This is a genomic window from Streptomyces sp. NPDC090741, assembly GCF_044769045.1.
Classification (GTDB): Bacteria; Actinomycetota; Actinomycetes; order Streptomycetales; family Streptomycetaceae; genus Streptomyces.
Window position 1 is genome coordinate 324,750 of record NZ_JBIVXF010000009.1, and the last position, 17,913, is coordinate 342,662.

17 protein-coding genes are annotated in these 17,913 nt (G+C 70.9%); 13 read left to right on the forward strand and 4 right to left on the reverse strand.

What is annotated here, in order from left to right; genetic code table 11:
- Positions 1–152: 152 nt before the first annotated feature.
- From ACIQU4_RS25140 to ACIQU4_RS25180, 9 genes are all read left to right on the forward strand, one after another.
- Positions 153–896, forward strand: coding sequence for a metalloregulator ArsR/SmtB family transcription factor (locus ACIQU4_RS25140; protein WP_030160379.1), 744 nt, complete (start codon positions 153–155; stop codon positions 894–896).
- Complete coding sequence (gene sufB / locus ACIQU4_RS25145) at positions 893–2,308, forward strand: Fe-S cluster assembly protein SufB (protein WP_403734740.1); 1,416 nt, start codon at positions 893–895, stop codon at positions 2,306–2,308. The genes ACIQU4_RS25140 and sufB overlap by 4 nt, the downstream gene beginning before the upstream one ends.
- 70 nt (positions 2,309–2,378) lie before the next feature.
- Complete coding sequence (gene sufD, locus ACIQU4_RS25150) at positions 2,379–3,557, forward strand: Fe-S cluster assembly protein SufD (RefSeq protein WP_403734743.1); 1,179 nt, start codon at positions 2,379–2,381, stop codon at positions 3,555–3,557.
- The gene (locus tag ACIQU4_RS25155) at positions 3,557–3,874 is read left to right on the forward strand and encodes a bifunctional 3-phenylpropionate/cinnamic acid dioxygenase ferredoxin subunit (protein ID WP_403734745.1); all 318 of its coding nucleotides are present in this window, start codon (positions 3,557–3,559) and stop codon (positions 3,872–3,874) included. Before sufD ends, ACIQU4_RS25155 begins: the two co-directional genes overlap by 1 nt.
- Positions 3,875–3,881: 7 nt before the next feature.
- On the forward strand, positions 3,882–4,655 hold the full coding sequence (sufC, locus tag ACIQU4_RS25160) for a Fe-S cluster assembly ATPase SufC (RefSeq protein WP_030160387.1): 774 nt from the start codon (positions 3,882–3,884) through the stop codon (positions 4,653–4,655).
- Positions 4,652–5,908, forward strand: coding sequence for a cysteine desulfurase (locus ACIQU4_RS25165; protein WP_403734748.1), 1,257 nt, complete (start codon positions 4,652–4,654; stop codon positions 5,906–5,908). The genes sufC and ACIQU4_RS25165 overlap by 4 nt, the downstream gene beginning before the upstream one ends.
- Before the next feature lie 22 nt (positions 5,909–5,930).
- The gene (gene sufU, locus ACIQU4_RS25170) at positions 5,931–6,395 is read left to right on the forward strand and encodes a Fe-S cluster assembly sulfur transfer protein SufU (protein WP_403734751.1); all 465 of its coding nucleotides are present in this window, start codon (positions 5,931–5,933) and stop codon (positions 6,393–6,395) included.
- Positions 6,392–6,739: a metal-sulfur cluster assembly factor gene (locus tag ACIQU4_RS25175; protein WP_385187655.1), complete on the forward strand. Its 348-nt coding sequence runs from the start codon at positions 6,392–6,394 to the stop codon at positions 6,737–6,739. The genes sufU and ACIQU4_RS25175 overlap by 4 nt, the downstream gene beginning before the upstream one ends.
- Before the next feature lie 199 nt (positions 6,740–6,938).
- Positions 6,939–8,309 (forward strand): DUF3616 domain-containing protein, encoded by a 1,371-nt coding sequence (locus tag ACIQU4_RS25180; protein WP_403734755.1) that lies wholly within the window; start codon positions 6,939–6,941, stop codon positions 8,307–8,309.
- Here ACIQU4_RS25180 and ACIQU4_RS25185 read toward each other — a convergent pair.
- Complete coding sequence (locus ACIQU4_RS25185) at positions 8,296–9,189, reverse strand: winged helix-turn-helix transcriptional regulator (RefSeq protein WP_403734758.1); 894 nt, start codon at positions 9,187–9,189, stop codon at positions 8,296–8,298. The two genes, ACIQU4_RS25180 and ACIQU4_RS25185, sit on opposite strands and share 14 nt — an antisense overlap.
- A gap of 157 nt (positions 9,190–9,346) precedes the next feature.
- On the opposite strand from ACIQU4_RS25185, the gene ACIQU4_RS25190 reads away from it, so the two are divergent.
- Together ACIQU4_RS25190 and dapD are read left to right on the forward strand one after the other, a co-directional pair.
- A complete protein-coding gene (locus ACIQU4_RS25190; protein ID WP_403734973.1) occupies positions 9,347–10,615 on the forward strand; it encodes an MFS transporter in 1,269 nt (422 codons plus the stop codon).
- Between the two features lie 9 nt (positions 10,616–10,624).
- A complete protein-coding gene (dapD, locus tag ACIQU4_RS25195) occupies positions 10,625–11,605 on the forward strand; it encodes a 2,3,4,5-tetrahydropyridine-2,6-dicarboxylate N-succinyltransferase (protein ID WP_030859004.1) in 981 nt (326 codons plus the stop codon).
- Positions 11,606–11,740: 135 nt separating this feature from the next.
- On the opposite strand, the gene ACIQU4_RS25200 is transcribed toward dapD, so the two are convergent.
- Together ACIQU4_RS25200 and ACIQU4_RS25205 are read right to left on the reverse strand one after the other, a co-directional pair.
- Positions 11,741–11,995: a hypothetical protein gene (locus tag ACIQU4_RS25200; protein ID WP_403734761.1), complete on the reverse strand. Its 255-nt coding sequence runs from the start codon at positions 11,993–11,995 to the stop codon at positions 11,741–11,743.
- Positions 11,996–12,286: 291 nt separating this feature from the next.
- On the reverse strand, positions 12,287–14,128 hold the full coding sequence (locus ACIQU4_RS25205) for an endonuclease/exonuclease/phosphatase family protein (RefSeq protein WP_403734976.1): 1,842 nt from the start codon (positions 14,126–14,128) through the stop codon (positions 12,287–12,289).
- Positions 14,129–14,515: 387 nt separating this feature from the next.
- Here ACIQU4_RS25205 and ACIQU4_RS25210 point away from each other — a divergent pair, with 387 nt between their 5' ends.
- Positions 14,516–16,045, forward strand: coding sequence for a hypothetical protein (locus ACIQU4_RS25210; RefSeq protein WP_403734764.1), 1,530 nt, complete (start codon positions 14,516–14,518; stop codon positions 16,043–16,045).
- A 170-nt stretch (positions 16,046–16,215) separates the two neighbouring features.
- The gene (locus ACIQU4_RS25215) at positions 16,216–17,655 is read left to right on the forward strand and encodes an alkaline phosphatase PhoX (RefSeq protein WP_403734767.1); all 1,440 of its coding nucleotides are present in this window, start codon (positions 16,216–16,218) and stop codon (positions 17,653–17,655) included.
- A gap of 25 nt (positions 17,656–17,680) precedes the next feature.
- Here the strand turns inward: ACIQU4_RS25215 and ACIQU4_RS25220 are convergent, their stop codons facing one another.
- Positions 17,681–17,866: a hypothetical protein gene (locus tag ACIQU4_RS25220; protein WP_053688657.1), complete on the reverse strand. Its 186-nt coding sequence runs from the start codon at positions 17,864–17,866 to the stop codon at positions 17,681–17,683.
- Positions 17,867–17,913 lie beyond the last annotated feature (47 nt).

Consider the following 17,913-nt stretch of genomic DNA (forward strand, 5'->3'; position numbering starts at 1 on the left):
CGGCGGGATCACGGATCATTCCCGTCCGTTTAACTCTGCGTAGACAAATTAGGTAACCCTTAGTGATAGAGGCCACCAGGAGTGGCGCCGGTCACGGCTTGTCGGGGCTCGACTAATTACGCAACAATGGCGTTGTGAAATACGGCGAACGGATGATCGAGACCCCTCAGGGGGAACTCGCTACCGGGGAGCGGTCAACCCGCAACCGGGTCGCGCGCTCCATCCTGGACCACGGTCCCTCGACCGTCGCCGACCTCGCAGCGCGTCTCGGCCTCACCCAGGCCGCCGTCCGCCGCCACCTCGACACGCTCGTCGCCGACGACGTGGTCGAGCCCCGTGAGCAGCGCGTCTACGGTGCGCGCACCCGGGGCCGGCCCGCCAAGGTCTTCGCGCTGACCGACTGCGGCCGCGACGCGTTCGACCAGTCCTACGACTCGCTCGCCGCGGACGCACTGCGCTGGATCGCGCAGGCCGCCGGCGGGGGCGAGCAGGGAGAGGCGGCCGTCGCCGCCTTCGCCAGGGCACGGATGGACGCACAGGCCGAGACCTACCGGGAAAGCCTGGACGCCGCCGCCCCCGCGGAACGCACCGAGGCCCTTGCCAAGGCGTTGACCGCGGACGGGTACGCTGCTACGGCCAAGAGCGCTCCCGGTCCGCACAGCGGTGAACAGCTCTGCCAGCACCACTGCCCGGTCGCCCATGTCGCCGAGCAGTTCCCGCAGCTCTGCGAGGCGGAGACCGAGGTCTTCTCCCGCCTGCTCGGGACGCATGTGCAGCGCCTCGCCACGATCGCCCACGGCGACGGGGTGTGCACCACCTTCATCCCGCGAGGCGCGGGCACCACACAGAACGACACATCAGCATCTGCAAGTACGGCCGGGAGGAACCCCGCATGACCACGGAGACTGCTCACCCTGAGCTCGATGGCCTGGGCACCTACGAATACGGCTGGGCCGACTCCGACGCGGCCGGCGCCGCTGCGAAGCGTGGCCTGTCGGAGGACGTAGTCCGGGACATCTCGGCGAAGAAGAACGAGCCCGAGTGGATGCTGAAGCTCCGCCTCAAGGGCCTGAAGCTCTTCGGCAAGAAGCCCATGCCGACCTGGGGCTCCGACCTCTCCGGCATCGACTTCAACAACATCAAGTACTTCGTGCGCTCCACCGAGAAGCAGGCCGCTTCCTGGGAGGACCTGCCCGAGGACATCAAGAACACGTACGACAAGCTCGGCATCCCCGAGGCGGAGAAGCAGCGCCTCGTCGCCGGTGTCGCGGCCCAGTACGAGTCCGAGGTCGTCTACCACCAGATCCGCGAGGACCTGGAGGAGCAGGGCGTCATCTTCCTCGACACGGACACCGCGCTCAAGGAGCACCCGGAGCTCTTCCAGGAGTACTTCGGCACGGTCATCCCGGTCGGCGACAACAAGTTCGCGTCGCTGAACACCGCCGTGTGGTCGGGCGGCTCGTTCATCTACGTGCCCAAGGGCGTCAAGGTCGACATCCCGCTCCAGGCCTACTTCCGCATCAACACGGAGAACATGGGCCAGTTCGAGCGGACGCTGATCATCGTCGACGAGGACGCGTACGTCCACTACGTCGAGGGCTGCACCGCCCCGATCTACTCCTCGGACTCGCTGCACAGCGCCGTCGTCGAGATCATCGTGAAGAAGGGCGGCCGCTGCCGCTACACGACGATCCAGAACTGGTCGAACAACGTCTACAACCTGGTCACCAAGCGCGCCGTGGCGTACGAGGGCGCGACCATGGAGTGGGTCGACGGCAACATCGGTTCCAAGGTCACCATGAAGTACCCGGCCGTCTACCTGATGGGCGAGCACGCCAAGGGCGAGACCCTGTCCATCGCCTTCGCGGGCGAGGGCCAGCACCAGGACGCCGGCTCCAAGATGGTCCACATGGCGCCGAACACCTCCTCGAACATCGTCTCCAAGTCGGTGGCGCGAGGCGGCGGCCGCACCTCGTACCGCGGCCTGGTCGAGATCGGCGAGGGCGCCCACGGCTCCAAGTCGAACGTGCTCTGCGACGCGCTCCTGGTCGACACGATCTCCCGCTCGGACACGTACCCGTACGTGGACGTCCGTGAGGACGACGTCTCCATGGGCCACGAGGCCACCGTCTCCAAGGTCTCCGATGACCAGCTCTTCTACCTGATGAGCCGCGGTCTCACGGAGTTCGAGGCCATGGCCATGATCGTGCGCGGCTTCGTCGAGCCCATCGCGCGCGAGCTGCCCATGGAGTACGCGCTGGAGCTCAACCGGCTGATCGAGCTGCAGATGGAGGGCTCGGTCGGTTAGTCCTGACCGACCGTCCCCTCCCGCAGCACATTCTTTAGACGTAGACACGAGAGCGAGCAAGACGACAGCCATGGCTGAGGCTCAGAACATTCCGGCGGGTTCGACCACCGCCGGCGCGATCGCGGTGGCCGCCGAGTCCACCGTCGCCACCCGGATGAGCGCACCCCCGTCCTTCGACGTGGCGGACTTCCCCGTCCCCCACGGCCGCGAGGAGGAGTGGCGGTTCACCCCGCTGGCGCGCCTGCGTGGTCTGCACGACGGCACCGCGGTCGCGAACGGCACGATGAAGGCACAGATCGACGCGCCCGAGGGCGTCACCGTCGAGTCGGTGGAGCGCGACGACGCGCGCATCGGCAAGGCCGGCACCCCGGTGGACCGGATCGCCGCCCAGGCGTTCACGTCCTTCACCAAGGCCACGGTCGTCACCGTGCCCAAGGAGGCCGTCCTGACCGAGCCGGTGCGCGTCTCGCTGCACGGCGAGGGCGGCACGACCTTCGGGCACACCGTCTTCGACGTCCAGGCCTTCGCCGAGGCCGTCATCGTCATCGACCACACCGGTGACGGCGTGCGCGCCGCCAACGTCGACTTCCTCGTCGGCGACGGCGCCAAGCTCACCGTCGTCTCCGTGCAGGACTGGGACGCCACCGCCGTCCACTGCTCCCAGCACAACACGCTGGTCGGCCGCGACGCGACCTTCAAGTCGATCGTGGTCACCTTCGGCGGCGACGTCGTACGCCTGCACCCGCGGATCAGCTACGCGGGCCCCGGCGGCGAGGCCGAGCTCCTCGGCCTGTACTTCACGGACGCCGACCAGCACCAGGAGCACCGCCTCCTGGTCACGCACGACGCCCCGCACTGCAAGTCGCACGTGGTCTACAAGGGCGCGCTGCAGGGCGAGGGCGCCCACGCCGTCTGGATCGGCGACGTCCTCATCGAGAAGAGCGCCGAGGGCACCGACACCTACGAGATGAACCGCAACCTCGTCCTGACGGACGGCGCGCGGGTCGACTCGGTGCCGAACCTGGAGATCGAGACCGGCGAGATCGTCGGCGCCGGCCACGCCTCCGCGACCGGCCGCTTCGACGACGAGCAGCTCTTCTACCTCCAGGCCCGCGGCATCCCGGCCGGCGAGGCCCGGCGCCTGGTCGTGCGCGGCTTCTTCGCCGAGCTCGTCCAGCAGATCGGTGTCGCGGACATCGAGGAGCGCCTGCTCGCCAGGATCGAGACCGAGCTCGAGGCGTCCGTCTGATGACTTACGTCAAGGCCTGTGCGCTGAGCGAGCTGGAGGAGAACACCCCGAAGCGGGTGGAACTCGACGGCACGCCGGTGTCCATCGTCTCCACCGAGGGGGAGGTGTTCGCGATCAACGACGTCTGCTCGCACGCGAACGTCTCGCTCTCGGAGGGCGAGGTCGAAGACTGCATGATCGAGTGCTGGCTGCACGGGTCCTCGTTCGACCTGCGCACCGGCAAGCCGTCCGGTCTGCCCGCGACCCGCCCGGTTCCCGTATACCCCGTAAAGATCGAAGGGGGCGACGTGCTCGTCTCCCTCACCCAGGAGTCCTGAGGTATCCATGGCAACGCTTGAAATCCACGACCTGCACGTCTCCGTCGAGACCGGTGACTCGGCGAGTGGCGCCCGCGAGATCCTCAAGGGTGTCGACCTCACCGTCAAGGCCGGCGAGACGCACGCCATCATGGGTCCGAACGGCTCCGGCAAGTCCACGCTGGCGTACTCGCTCGCGGGTCACCCGAAGTACACCATCACCAGTGGCACCGTGACCCTCGACGGCGAAGACGTCCTGGAGATGTCCGTCGACGAGCGCGCCCGCGCCGGTGTCTTCCTCGCCATGCAGTACCCGGTCGAGGTCCCCGGCGTCTCGGTCTCCAACTTCCTGCGCACGTCGGCCACCGCCATCCGCGGCGAGGCCCCGAAGCTGCGCACCTGGGTGAAGGAGGTCAAGTCCGCGATGGAGCAGCTCCAGATGGACCCGGCCTTCGCCGAGCGCAACGTCAACGAGGGCTTCTCCGGCGGTGAGAAGAAGCGCCACGAGATCCTCCAGCTGGAGCTCCTCAAGCCGAAGATCGCGATCCTCGACGAGACCGACTCCGGCCTCGACGTCGACGCCCTGCGCATCGTCTCCGAGGGCGTCAACCGCGTCCGCGAGACCGGTGAGGTCGGCACCCTGCTGATCACCCACTACACGCGCATCCTGCGCTACATCAAGCCCGACTTCGTGCACGTGTTCGCGAACGGCCGCATCGCCGAGTCCGGTGGCGCCGAGCTGGCGGACCAGCTGGAGGCCGAGGGCTACGACAAGTACGTGAAGGGTGGCGCAACCGCGTGACACAGCTGCCTGGCCTCCTCGACATCGAGGCGATCCGCAAGGACTTCCCCCTTCTGGATCGTGTGGTCCACGACGGGAAGAAGATCGTTTACCTGGACAACGCGGCGACTTCGCAGAAGCCGCGCCAGGTGCTCGACGCGCTGAACGAGTACTACGAGCAGCACAACGCCAACGTCCACCGCGGCGTGCACGTGCTCGCCGAGGAGGCCACGGCGCTGTACGAGGGCGCTCGCGACAAGGTCGCCGCCTTCATCAACGCGCCGAGCCGCAACGAGGTGATCTTCACCAAGAACGCCTCGGAGTCGCTCAACCTGGTCGCGAACATGCTCGGCTGGGCGGACGAGCCCTACCGGGTCGACCGCGAGACCGAGATCGCCATCACGGAGATGGAGCACCACTCCAACATCGTCCCGTGGCAGCTGCTCTCGCAGCGCACCGGCGCGAAGCTGAAGTGGTTCGGCCTCACCGACGACGGCCGGCTCGACCTGTCCGACATCGAAGAGGTCATCACGGAGAAGACGAAGATCGTCTCCTTCACGCTGGTCTCCAACATCATGGGCACGATCAACCCGGTCGAGGCGATCGTCCGGCGCGCGCAGGAGGTCGGCGCGCTGGTGCTGATCGACGCCTCGCAGGCCGCTCCGCACATGCCGCTGGACGTCCAGGCGCTCGGCGCCGACTTCGTGGCCTTCACCGGCCACAAGATGTGCGGCCCGACCGGCATCGGCGTGCTCTGGGGCCGCCAGGAGCTCCTGGAGGACCTGCCTCCGTTCCTCGGCGGCGGCGAGATGATCGAGACCGTGTCGATGCACGCCTCGACGTACGCCCCGGCGCCCCACAAGTTCGAGGCGGGTACGCCCCCGATCGCCCAGGCCGTCGGCCTCGGCGCGGCCGTGGACTACCTCACCGCGATCGGCATGGACAAGATCGCCGCGCACGAGCACGCGATCACCGAGTACGCGGTGAAGCGCCTCCTGGAGGTCCCCGACCTGCGGATCATCGGCCCCACCACGGCCGAGGACCGCGGCGCCGCGATCTCCTTCACGCTCGGTGACATCCACCCCCACGACGTCGGCCAGGTCCTGGACGAGCAGGGCATCGCGGTCCGCGTGGGACACCACTGCGCCCGCCCGGTCTGCCTGCGCTACGGAATTCCCGCGACCACGCGAGCGTCTTTCTACCTGTACTCCTCTCCGGCCGATGTCGACGCGCTGATCGACGGGCTGGAGCACGTACGGAACTTCTTCGGCTGACGAGGGCGACGAGGACGACGCAGTGAAGCTGGATTCGATGTACCAGGAACTGATCCTGGACCACTACAAGCACCCGCACGGGCGTGGCCTGCGCGACGGCGACGCCGAGGTGCACCACGTCAACCCGACGTGCGGCGACGAGATCACGCTGCGCGTGAAGTACGACGGCGAGACGCTCACCGACGTCTCGTACGAGGGCCAGGGCTGCTCCATCAGCCAGGCCAGCGCGTCCGTGCTGAACGAGCTGCTCGTCGGCAAGGAGCTGGCCGAGGCGCAGAAGATCCAGGGCGTGTTCCTGGAGATGATGCAGTCGAAGGGCAAGATCGAGCCCGACGAGGCCATGGAGGAGGTGCTGGAGGACGCGGTCGCGTTCGTCGGCGTCTCCAAGTACCCGGCTCGCGTGAAGTGTGCTCTGCTGAGCTGGATGGCCTGGAAGGACGCGACCGCCCGGGCACTGGGCGACGCCGCGGAGAGGAAGACGGCATGACCGAGAACGCGACGCCCCCCGAGGCGTCGATCAAGCCGGCCACCGAGGAAGAGGTCCGCGAGGCCCTCTACGACGTGGTCGACCCCGAGCTGGGCATCGACGTGGTCAACCTGGGCCTGATCTACGGCATCCACATCGACGACGCGAACATCGCCACCCTCGACATGACGCTGACCTCGGCGGCCTGCCCGCTGACGGACGTCATCGAGGACCAGGCGAAGTCGGCGACGGACGGCATCGTGAGCGAGCTCCGGATCAACTGGGTCTGGATGCCGCCGTGGGGCCCGGACAAGATCACGGACGACGGCCGTGAGCAGCTGCGCGCGCTCGGCTTCAACGTCTGAGCCATCCGTTCCACGAAGGGCCCCCGGCACCGCGCCGGGGGCCCTTCGCGTGTTCCGGGCGCTTCCGGGAGGCCCTCCGTGTTCGTCCGGCGGACGATTGACGTGCACCGGGAGTTGGCCACGGTGGCCGAACCTGCTCGACGGCCGTCACGGCGTGACGTGGTTCGCGCCCGGCTCGACCCATGGGGACGGGACACCGATGAAGAAGCAGCTTGGTATCGCAGGGATCGCGGCGCTGGTCGTCGCCGGGACGGTCACGGTCGCGCCGGCCCAGGCGGTGACGTACGGGACGCCGACCATCAGCCTGTCCGCTTCGTACCTGTCCGGGGCCGTCGGCGCGGTCGGCGACCCCGTGGTCGACGTGACCGTGGGGCAGAGCGGCGCCGACGTGTCCGCGCTGACGGTCAGCGCGTCCGCGTCGAGCAAGGCCTCGGTCGCCGGGACCGGCGACGTGACCGTCACCGGGACCGGGGCGGTGCGCCGGCTGGCCGTCGCCGCGCGCGGCCGCGGCTACACCAGCCTCACCGTCAAGGTGGCGGGGCTGGGCGGCAAGAGTGTCACCAAGACCCTGTCGTACGCCGCCTCCTCCGCCGTGCAGAATCCGGCCGACGCCCGTTACTTCAGCGGCGCCTCCGACTCCTCGGCCGCCGTGGACGTCGGCGGCGGCTACACCGTCGTCGCCGACGACGAGAACAACGTGCTGCGCCTGTACGACCGTTCCCGCTCGGCGGCCCCGGTCCGCACCTGGGACTTCAGCTCGCAGCTCGGTGTCACCAAGGAGGTGGACATCGAGGGGGCGACCCTGATCGGGAACACCATCTACTGGACGGGCTCGCTCGGCAACAACAAGGACGGCGAGTACAAGGCGCCCCGGAACACGGTGTTCACCACCACCGTGAACGGCTCCGGGTCGGGTACGCAGCTCGCGTACGGGCGCTCGTACAAGAAGCTCCGCGACGACCTGGTGGCCTGGGACACGGCGAACGGGAACCGCTACGGCTTCGCGGCCGGCACGGCCGCCGGTGAGGCGCCCAAGCAGATCGACGGCTTCAACGTGGAGGGGCTGGAGTTCGCGCCGGGCTCGACCACCACCGCCTACCTGGGCTTCCGGGCCCCGCTGGCCCCGGCGGTGCCGGGCGGCAAGGCGCTGGTCGTGCCGGTGACCAACTTCGACAAGGTGCTCTCCAGCGGCTCCAAGGCCACCTTCGGGGCGGGCATCGAGCTCGACCTCGGCGGCCTCGCCATCCGCGACATCCGCAAGAACGCGGCGAACCAGTACCTGATCCTGGCCGGCTCCTGGGCCGCGGACGACAACTCGGACCCGTACGCGCTCTACCAGTGGGACGGCGTCGCCGGCCACGCCCCGGTCAAGCGGGCCGACCTGCCGACGACGGACCCGGGCGGCTGGGAGGCCATCGTGGACGTACCGGACCTGTCGGCGCCGGGTGCGCGGGTCCAGCTGATCACGGACAGCGGCTCGGCCGACCTGTACGGGGACGGCACCGAGGCCAAGGACTTGACGCACGCGGAATGGAAGAAGTCCCGCGCGGCCTGGTTCACCCTGAACTGACGCCCGCGCCGGCGTCGCGGACGGCGGTCAGCGCCGCCGCGACGCCGGCCTCGATGTCCTGGATCGGGTAGAACACCTCGCGCACCATGCGCCCCCGGTCCACCACCAGCGTCAACCGCTTCAGCCGGCTCACCCCCGCGGCCCGGAACGTCGGCAGCCGCAGCGCCGCCGTCAGCGACAGCTCCGCGTCCGAGAGCAGCGGGAACCGCAGCCCCTCCGCCTCCGCGAACTCCCGCTGCTCATCCGGCCGCTGGGTCGACACCCCGTGCACCGTCGCCCCGGCCGCCGTGAACTCCGCCAGCTGGTCCCGGTACGTACACGACTCGAACGTGCAGCCCCTGGCCCCCGGGATCCCCGCCCATCCCGGCGGGTAGGCCCCGGCCCGGGCGTACGCGCCGGGGAAGCAGTACAGGACCGTGAACGGCGTGTCCGCCACCGGATCCCGGAGCTCCCCGAACCGGTCCGGCAGCACCAGCTCCGGCAGCCGCGTGCCGCGCAGCGCGTGCACCCGTTCCGCCTCCCGCGAGGACTCCTGCGTCGTCGCCGTCATCTCACCCTCCCCCAGGACCCAGGTGTCTCCCCAGTCCTGGAGGGCCACCAGGACCGGCAGCAGCCCCCGCCCGCGCGGGGTCAGCCGGTACTCGTGCCGCACCGGGCGTTCCTGGTACGGCTCGCGCGTCAGCACCCCGGCTTCGACCAGCAGTTTCAGCCGCTCGGCCAGTACCTTCCGGGACACCCCCAGCTCGCGCTGGAACGCGTCGAAGCGGTGCACGCCGCGCGCGGCGTCGCGCACGATCAGCAGCGTCCACCAGTCGCCCACCACGTCGAGGGCCTGGGCGATGGCGCAGTCCGCGTCGTCGAGGTGCGTGCGCTGGGCCATGGGCACTCCTTTGTCCGTTGACCCAAGGCTGTCATGCTGACATAGTCCGTTCCCAAAGGAAACTCACTGCGATTCGGGGGAGTGGGCGGGCGTGGGCGCAGGCAGGGGCAGGGGCAAGGACGTGGGCAGGAGTGGCGGGGGCGGCCTGGGCGCGGGCATGGTGCAGGGCTTCAAGGACGTGCCCCGAGTGGTGTGGCTGCTGGCGGCCGGGGTGTTCGTCAACGCCGTCGTCAGCTTCACCTTCGTCTTCGTCTTCCTGTACCTGACCGGCCCGCGCGGCCTCGGCGCCGCCCAGGCGGGCCTGGTCACCGGCATCGGCGGCATCGGCCTCGTCGCCGGGAACTTCACCGGCGGCTGGTACGGGGACCGCTTCGGCCACCGCCGCGTGCTGCTCGCCGCGTCCACCGCCGGCGGCCTCGCCCTGATGTCCTTCCCGCTGCTGCCCACCGCCGGGCTGTACGCGGCCCTGCCGCTGGCCCAGTACGCCTCCGGCGTGGTCCGGGCCGCCAACTCCGCGCTGGTCGCCGTCACCGTCCCCGAGGGGGCCCGCCGACAGGCCTTCGCCGTCGTCCGCTGCGTCTCCAACGGCGGCTTCACCCTCGGCCCGCCCCTCGGAGCCCTGCTCGCGACCGGGCTCTCGTACGACTGGCTCTTCGTCGCCGACGGCCTCGGGACCCTCTTCTTCGCCCTCTGGACCGCGCGGGTCGTCCCGGCCCGCGGGGCCTCCCGCAGCGCCTCCCGCCCTGGCGCCGCGGCCCCGGACGGGGGTCTGGGCCGCGGCGTGTGGGAGGAGCTGCGGGCCCGGCCCGCCGTACTCGTCCTGCTCGGCGCGATCCTGGTGACCGACCTCGTCTACCGCCAGCAGTACTCGGCCTTCCCCGTCTACCTCGCCGACCACGGCCTCGACGTCCGCGCCTTCGGCCTGGTCATCGCCCTCAACGGGGGCGTCATCCTGCTGCTGGAGCTCCCGGCCGCCGTCGCGCTGCGCGCCCGACCGCCGCTGCCCGTCATCGGCACCGGAATCGTGCTCGTCGGGGCCGGGTACGCGGCGCTGCTGGCCGGCGTGGGAGTCGCCAGTGCCGTGGCGATGATGGTGCTGCTCAGCCTCGGGGAGATCCTGTACAAGACCACCGCCACCGCGTACGTCGCCGACCAGGCGCCCGCGCACGCCATCGGGCGGTTCCAGAGCCTGTACGCGGGAATCTCGGTCAGCGGCGTCGTCCTCGGGCCGCCGCTGGGCGGAGCCCTGTACGCGGCCGCCCCCGGGCTGCTGTGGCCGCTGTGCGCGGCGCTGGCGGCGGGCGCGGGCGGGGCGGTGCTGTACGCGTCACGGCGCGAGGCGCGGCGCGCCGAGCCGGGTGGGGTGCGACACGCGGCGCGACCGGCACATGAGACCGGTTCGCAACCTCGGGCCGTCGCCGGTTAGGTTTCGGGCATGACTGCTACGCGTACCACCGGCGCCGTCGCCGCCGGACTTGCCACCATCGCCTCCGACGGCACCGTCCTCGACACCTGGTTCCCCGCCCCCGAGCTGGTCGCCGAGCCCGGCCCGGCCGGCACCGAGCGCCTCACCGCCGATCAGGCCGTGCAGCTCCTGGGGGCCGCCGCGGCCAAGGCGATCCGCCTGGACGCCGTCCGCGACGTCGAGGTCGTAGCCGTCCGTACCGTGATCTCCTCCCTGGAGGACAAGCCGCTGGACGCGCACGACGCGTACCTGCGCCTGCACCTGCTCAGCCACCGCCTGGTCAAGCCGCACGGCCAGAGCCTGGACGGCGTCTTCGGGCTGCTGGCCAATGTCGCCTGGACCTCGCTGGGCCCCGTCGCCGTGGACCAGGTGGAGGCCGTACGGCTGAACGCGCGCGCCGAGGGCCTGTACCTCCAGGTCACCTCGATCGACAAGTTCCCGCGGATGACGGACTACGTCGCCCCCAAGGGCGTGCGCATCGCCGACGCGGACCGGGTCCGCCTGGGCGCGCACCTCGCCGAGGGCACCACCGTCATGCACGAGGGCTTCGTCAACTTCAACGCCGGCACCCTCGGCACCTCCATGATCGAGGGCCGCATCTCGGCGGGCGTCGTGGTCGGCGACGGCTCCGACATCGGCGGCGGCGCGTCGACGATGGGCACCCTCTCGGGCGGCGGCAAGCAGATCATCTCGATCGGCGAGCGCTGCCTGATCGGCGCCGAGGCGGGCGTGGGCATCGCGCTGGGCGACGAGTGCATCGTCGAGGCCGGCCTGTACGTGACCGCGGGCACCCGCGTCACCCTCCCGGACGGCCAGATCGTCAAGGCCCTGGAGCTCTCGGGCGCGAGCAACATCCTCTTCCGCCGCAACTCGGTCACGGGCACGGTCGAAGCCCGCCCGAACAACGCGGTCTGGGGCGGCCTGAACGAGGTCCTCCACTCCCACAACTGACGCCCCGGGCCCCGGCCCCGGCGGCCCCGGTACGGCCACGACGCCCTCATCACCCCGGCGAGGGGCGGTGAGGGCGTCGCGTATCTTCCGGCTCCTGAACGTCCTCCCGCCCCGAGCGCGGGAGGACGTGGGAGTTCAGTGGAGGGGGATGGTGCGGATCAGGCCGGCGAAGGCCTCTTCCTCCGCCTCGGTCAGCTCGACCGACTCCATCGGGTGCGTGGCGGCGCTGCGCTGGGCCGGGATGACCGCGATGCCCTCGTACGCGCCTGGCTCCGGGTGGTGGAAGCGGGCGTCCCACAGCATGTGCCCGAGGCCGAGCACCCACACGAGGGCGGCCACGATCAGGACGGCCAGGCCGACTTCCTGGGCGAGGGAGATGGAGGGGAACACGCGGTCCTCCGGGGGATACGGGGGGACATGGCCGAGCGTGGGGCCACTCAACACCACAACCCGGGTCGAATGGGTGGTGATGTGGCGAGCGTCACGCCAGGGGCGAAAGTCCTGACTTCTCCCCAGGTGTCCTCCGGCGCCTCCCCTCAGTGCGCCAGGCTCACGCCGGCAGGGCCAGTACGACGGGCAGGTCCTCACGGGTGCCAGTACGGAAGATCGTGGCCGGAAGTGTGGCAGGGCCCCCGGAGTGGACGGTGTCCGGGGGCCCTGCCGGTCAGGGGCGCACCGCGGTTACGGGCGGAAGCGCAGCACCTGCGGGTCGTGGTCGCTGTTCTGCGCCGAGAACTCCGCGTTGATGTGCACGCTGTCGTACGTGAAGTTCTTGATCGCCGGGCTGGTCAGGATCTGGTCCAGCACCTGCGCGTTGCCCTGGTACACGTACGAGTAGCGCTCCGCCTTCGGCAGCGACTTGATCGCCGAGTACAGCGCCCCGCCGTCCTCCAGCGCCTGCGCGGTCGCCGAGAACTCGAAGTCGTTGATGTCGCCGACGGCGAGGACGCTCGCGTGCTTGTCGGCCGCCAGGAGCTGCTTGACGAAGCCGTTCACGGCCTGCGCCTGGAGCAGCCGCTTGGCCTCCGAGGACCGCACCGGCGGCTGGTGGACCGAGGTCAGGCCCTCGTCGCCGCCCTTGGAGCCGAAGTGGTTGGCGATCACGAAGACCGTCTTGCCCTTGAAGACGAACTCGCCGGCCAGCGGCTTGCGGCTGTCGGCCCACGCCGGGTTCGCGGGGTCGATCCGGCCGGGGGAGTGGGTCAGGGCGGCCTTGCCGTCCACCTGCGTCACGCCGGTCGGGGTCACCGAGTCGCCCGCCGCGCGGTCCGTGAAGGAGACGCGGGCGGGGTTGAACAGGAACACCTGGCGGATGTTGCCGCCGGGCTCGCCACCGTCCTTGTCGTTCTCCGGGTTGATGGTGCGCCACTGGTACGCCGGGCCGCCGGCCGCCGCGATCGCCGCCGTGAACTTCGTCAGCGTCTGCTCCGCGGACACCGTGCCGTCGTTCTTGGCGCCGTTGTCGTCCTGGATCTCCTCCAGGGCCAGGATGTCGGGCGAGGCGAGGTTCGCGACGACGGCCTTCGCCAGGTTGTCGAACTTCTCCTGCGGGTCGCTCGGGTCGAGGTTCTCCACGTTGTACGTGGCCACCGCGAGCTCGTTCGCCGCCTGCGCCTTGGTCTTCTCGGGGGCGAGGGTGCCCGCCTTGACCGTGCCGAGGGCGCGGGCCACCAGGGTGTAGCCGCCGAACTGGTTGAAGTCCAGCGGGCCCTCGGTGGTGCCGGTCAGCTTGTCGCCGACGTTGGCCACCGGGAAGGGCTGCTGCGCGAGGGGGGCCAGCTGCTGGATCTGCAGGCGGCCGGTGTTCTGGGACTCGTACGAGCCGTACAGCGTGCCGCCGCGCTTGGCGGTGTTCTCCCAGCCCTTCACCGTGACCCACAGCTCCGAGTGCGGGTCGGTGGCGCCGACCACCCGCGAGGTGCCGATCTTCACGTTCATGCCCTCGAGGGACTCGTAGAAGTCCAGGGCGTAGCGCGAGGGCTCCAGGGTCAGGCCGTTGATGCTGCCGGCGGCGGCCGGGTCGCCCGCCGGGGCGTACTCGGCGGGCACGTTGTACTCGTTGATCGCGGTGGCCTCGGGCAGCGCGTTGCCCGAGGAGACCACGGTCACGGCCGGCTTGGAGATCTGGGTGACCGACTGGTTGCCGGAGGAGACGCCGCCGGGAATGTACTCGCCGACCAGGCCGGAGACCTTGACCGCGTCGCCGACGGCGACGGTCGGGACGGAGCTGGTGAAGACGAAGACGCCCTCGCTGGTCGCGTCGTTGTCGTCGGCGTCCGGGTCCTGCATCCAGAAGCCGCGCGAGCCGTACGTGCGCACGCCCGTCACGATGCCGGTGACATCGGCGACCTGCTTGCCGTTGAGCGGCGATATGCGGGTGGTGCCCTGGATGTCGTGGATGTGTATCGGCTCGGCGGACGCGGTGCCTTCGGCCGCGTCGGCGGTGCCCGCCAGCAGACCGGTGGCCAGGGCGGTGGCGACGAGTGCCGAGACGGCGGCGGAACGGGGATGCGAGGAGCGCATGGTCAAGAACTCCGGTGTGTGGAAGACGAAAGCGAGAGGGGTGTTGCGTGCGTTTGGCGGGATACGTACGGAGGCCGTGCGGCCGGGCCGCAGGCGATCCGCAGGAATCCCGGAGGTTCCCCATAGATCTACGCGCGTCAATTTCCTGTGTGACCAGGGAAGTTGTCAAGGTCTCCAGGGGATACGGAAGCTGACTGTGGGATGAACCAAAGGAGATGGCCCCCCGGGAGCGCCCGATATGCGTCTACGCTGGTGCGCCGGACGGCCGCCCCGTGGCGGCCGGACCGGCGCCCCGGGGAGCCGCACCACCGTCCCGCGGGGCCGTGACCCACCGCCCCACCGCCCCATCGCCCCACCGCCCCACCGCGTTCGCGAGGAGACCGTCCCATGTCCGCAGAGCCGCACCCCACGCTGCCGCCGGTCCGGCTGCCCTCCGATGCGGAACTGGCCCGCCACGCCCTCGTCGCCCCGCTGTTCGCCCGCGCCGTACGGCTGGCCCGCTGGGCCGGACCGCACACCCGCGTGGACGCCGGCGGCGAACTCGCCGCCGCGCAGCTGCCCGAGGCCGCCGCCGCGCTGGGCTTCGACCCCGCCGACGAGGAAGGCCCGATGCTCGCGAGCCAGGCCTGGCGGGTGGCCGTGGACACCGGCCTCGTCGACGTGGCCGACCCCGGCGACAACGACAACGGGGACGGGGACGGGGAAGAGGACGGCGACGAGGAGTCCGGCACGGCCGTAGCGGGCGAGGACCTGGCCCTGGTGACCGGCGGCGCCCCCGGCGAGGTGCTCGGCCTGTGGCTGGCGGCGCTGGACTCCGTGCTCGCGGACGCGGCCGTGCCCGATCTGGACGACCTCGTCGACGCGTTGGACGAGGGCGGCGAGATCGACTTCGACCGGCTGGACTGGAACCCGAGCCGCGAGGCGGACTTCCTCGACGGGGTCCTCGCCAACCTCTACCTGCTCACCGTCTCCGAGCACGGGGCCTCGGACGGGCCGATTCCGCTGCCGGTGCTCGCCGCCTCGATGGTCATCCCCGAGGACATGGGCGAGCCGACCGACGCCGTGCTGGAGCAGGTCTCGGACGCGATGATGCGCCTCGACGACCAGTTCCGGCAGCTGGAGCCGATCGGGCTCGTCGAGTTCCGGCCCGTGGACGAGGCGCTGATGGCGGAGGCGGACGACGAGGAGTTCGCCGCGGCCGGTTCCGCGGCCGGTTCGGCCCCCGGTTCGGCCGCCGGCGAGGTCGACGACGAGGACGTCTCCCGGTACGGGCTGGTACGGCTGACCCCGCTCGGCCTGTACGGGATCCGTGCCCGCATGCTGGAGGCCGGGGTCACCGCCCCGGCCGTCGGCGAACTGGCCGACAAGGGCGCGGACGCGCTGCTCGACGCGGTCTCCGGATACCCCGAGGGCGCGGCCCAGGCGGAGATCGAGCAGTGGCTGGCCGGCCGCGAACTGCCCGACGCCGTCGCCGAACTGCTGGCCGCCGCCCGGGGCGCCGACGAGGGCGGCCCGCTGCGCCGGCTGCGCTGCCAGCAGGCCCTCGCCCCGGCCGGTCCGGAGGCCGAGCAGGCGGTCCGCGCGGTGCTGGACGACCCGGAGCTCGGCGGGCTCGCCCGGGTCTGGCTCTCCGAGCGCGGGGTGGCCGACGTACCGGCGCCGGAGGGGGCCATGGTGTTCTGGCTGACCGTCGACACGATCGCGGCGCAGCTCGCGGCGGACGGGGAGACGGCGGAACTGCCGCTGCTGATGCGGTCGCTGACCGAGCACCACACGGGGTTCTTCGACCAGGTCTGGCGGGTGGACCACCCGGCGACGGCGTACGTGCTGGAGGCGATGGGCCGGATGCACCCGGACAAGAAGGCCGCCAAGGAGGCCCGCAAGGCGGCGTTCAAGGCCCGTTCGCGCCAGACCTGACGATGGCCGGGCGGATGGGGGCGGATGGGGGCGGATGGGGGCGGCCGCCGGGCCCGCCAGGGATCCGGCCGTCCTTCGCGGGTAGTTCAGCCGCCGTTCACGTGCGGACGGGAGCCTGTGCGCCGACGACCGAACGACAGGCGCACCACCTCCCCACCCCTGGAGACCCGATGCCGCTCAGCCGTAGAGACTTCACCGCCCGCACCGTCATCGCCGGCGCGGGAGTCGCGCTCACCGGGACGGTCGGCGCACTCGCCACCGCCCCGGGAGCGCTGGCGGCCGACGACAGCACCCGGCGCGACGAAAACGGCCGGCCGTGTGAGCCCGGCTACGGCCCGCTCCTCGCGGACCCGGCCGGACTGCTCGCCCTCCCCGCCGGATTCAGCTACCGCGTGATCACCCACAGCGGGGTCACCACCCTCGACTCGGGCGAGTCCACCCCCTCCAACCACGATGGCACCGCTGCCTTCGAGGGCCACCGCGGGGTCACCCTCCTCGTCAACAACCACGAGCTCAAGGGCAAGCGGGCGGACTGGGCGCATCCCGTCCCGCTCACCGAGGGCCTCGTCTACGACCCGGCCGCGGCCGGCGGCTGCACGGTCGTCGAGGTCCGGCGCGGCGGCGAGGTCGCCGAATGGGTGGGCATCGCCGGTACGTCCACCAACTGCGCGGGCGGCGCCACCCCCTGGGACACCTGGCTGACCTGCGAGGAGACCGAGGACCTCGCCGGCAAGAACGGCATGACCAAGGACCATGGATACGTCTTCGAGGTCGACCCGCACGACCGCCGCGCGAACCGCGACCCGAAGCCGGTCAAGGCCTTCGGCCGGTACGCCCACGAAGCCGTGGTCATCGACCCGCGCCACGGCCACGCGTACCTGACCGAGGACGCCTCCGGACCCAACGGGCTGCTCTACCGCTGGACCCCGCCGAGCGGCTTCCGCCACGGGCGCGGCAAGCTCCGTACCCTCGCGGCCGACGCCGGCGTGCTCGCCGCCGCCAAGTGCTTCGACAGCGCGGGCCGGTTCGTCGACGACCTCTCGCGCGCGACGAAGATCGGCACCGTCTACGGGGTCGACTGGCTGACCGTGCCGGACCGCGACGCGCGGACGGTGTCCGTGCGCAAGCAGTTCGGGGAGGGCACGGTGACCCGCGCCCGCAAGCTGGAGGGCATGTGGTGGGCCGACGGGGGCACGTACTTCGTCTCCTCGTACGCCCGTGAGGAGAGCCCGGGCACGGCCCACGACGGCCAGGTGTGGTTCTACGACCCGAAGCGGCGCACGATCCGGCTGACGGTGGTGCTCGGGGTGAACGCCGACCCGGCCAAGGACGGCTCCTTCGACGGCCCGGACAACATCACGGTCTCCCCGTACGGCGGCCTGGTCATCGCGGAGGACGGCAGCGGCCTGCAGCACCTGTTCGGCGCGACCGAGTCGGGGCGCACCTACCCGCTGGCGCGCAACGAGCTGAACATGGGGACGGCGCAGGAGCCGGAGTACTCCGAGTTCACCGGTGTCTGCTTCTCCCCGGACGGGCGCACGCTGTACGCCAACATCCAGGAACCGGGCATCATGCTGGCCATCACCGGACCCTGGCGCCGCGCGCACTGACGCCGGGACGGCTGCGCCGCCGCCCTCACTGGGCGGCGGCGACCTCGGCGATATCGGTGCGGCTGGCGGCGGCCCATTCCTCCAGGAGGAACTCATACGCCTCGGAGGGCCACTCGTCGTCCACCCGGGTCTCGACGAGGTGCCGTATCGCCTCGTTCGCCTCTGCGGCGGACGGGCGGGCGGGACCCGCGGGCCGGAGTGTGCTGTACATGCTTTCAAGGCTACGGGCGGGCACTGACAGTCACCCACCTATTAAGG

What these genes read in the sequence shown, in the direction of transcription:
- sufB (WP_403734740.1), top strand. Translation starts at nt 893, where the DNA reads ATGACCACGGAGACTGCTCACCCTGAGCTCGATGGCCTGGGCACCTAC.
- ACIQU4_RS25185 (WP_403734758.1), bottom strand. Translation starts at nt 9,189, where the DNA reads ATGGCCCAGCGCACGCACCTCGACGACGCGGACTGCGCCATCGCCCAG.
- ACIQU4_RS25220 (WP_053688657.1), bottom strand. Translation starts at nt 17,866, where the DNA reads ATGTACAGCACACTCCGGCCCGCGGGTCCCGCCCGCCCGTCCGCCGCA.
- ACIQU4_RS25175 (WP_385187655.1), top strand. Translation starts at nt 6,392, where the DNA reads ATGACCGAGAACGCGACGCCCCCCGAGGCGTCGATCAAGCCGGCCACC.
- ACIQU4_RS25180 (WP_403734755.1), top strand. Translation starts at nt 6,939, where the DNA reads ATGAAGAAGCAGCTTGGTATCGCAGGGATCGCGGCGCTGGTCGTCGCC.
- sufC (WP_030160387.1), top strand. Translation starts at nt 3,882, where the DNA reads ATGGCAACGCTTGAAATCCACGACCTGCACGTCTCCGTCGAGACCGGT.
- ACIQU4_RS25210 (WP_403734764.1), top strand. Translation starts at nt 14,516, where the DNA reads ATGTCCGCAGAGCCGCACCCCACGCTGCCGCCGGTCCGGCTGCCCTCC.
- ACIQU4_RS25205 (WP_403734976.1), bottom strand. Translation starts at nt 14,128, where the DNA reads ATGCGCTCCTCGCATCCCCGTTCCGCCGCCGTCTCGGCACTCGTCGCC.
- ACIQU4_RS25155 (WP_403734745.1), top strand. Translation starts at nt 3,557, where the DNA reads ATGACTTACGTCAAGGCCTGTGCGCTGAGCGAGCTGGAGGAGAACACC.
- dapD (WP_030859004.1), top strand. Translation starts at nt 10,625, where the DNA reads ATGACTGCTACGCGTACCACCGGCGCCGTCGCCGCCGGACTTGCCACC.
- ACIQU4_RS25215 (WP_403734767.1), top strand. Translation starts at nt 16,216, where the DNA reads ATGCCGCTCAGCCGTAGAGACTTCACCGCCCGCACCGTCATCGCCGGC.
- sufD (WP_403734743.1), top strand. Translation starts at nt 2,379, where the DNA reads ATGGCTGAGGCTCAGAACATTCCGGCGGGTTCGACCACCGCCGGCGCG.
- ACIQU4_RS25190 (WP_403734973.1), top strand. Translation starts at nt 9,347, where the DNA reads ATGGTGCAGGGCTTCAAGGACGTGCCCCGAGTGGTGTGGCTGCTGGCG.
- ACIQU4_RS25140 (WP_030160379.1), top strand. Translation starts at nt 153, where the DNA reads ATGATCGAGACCCCTCAGGGGGAACTCGCTACCGGGGAGCGGTCAACC.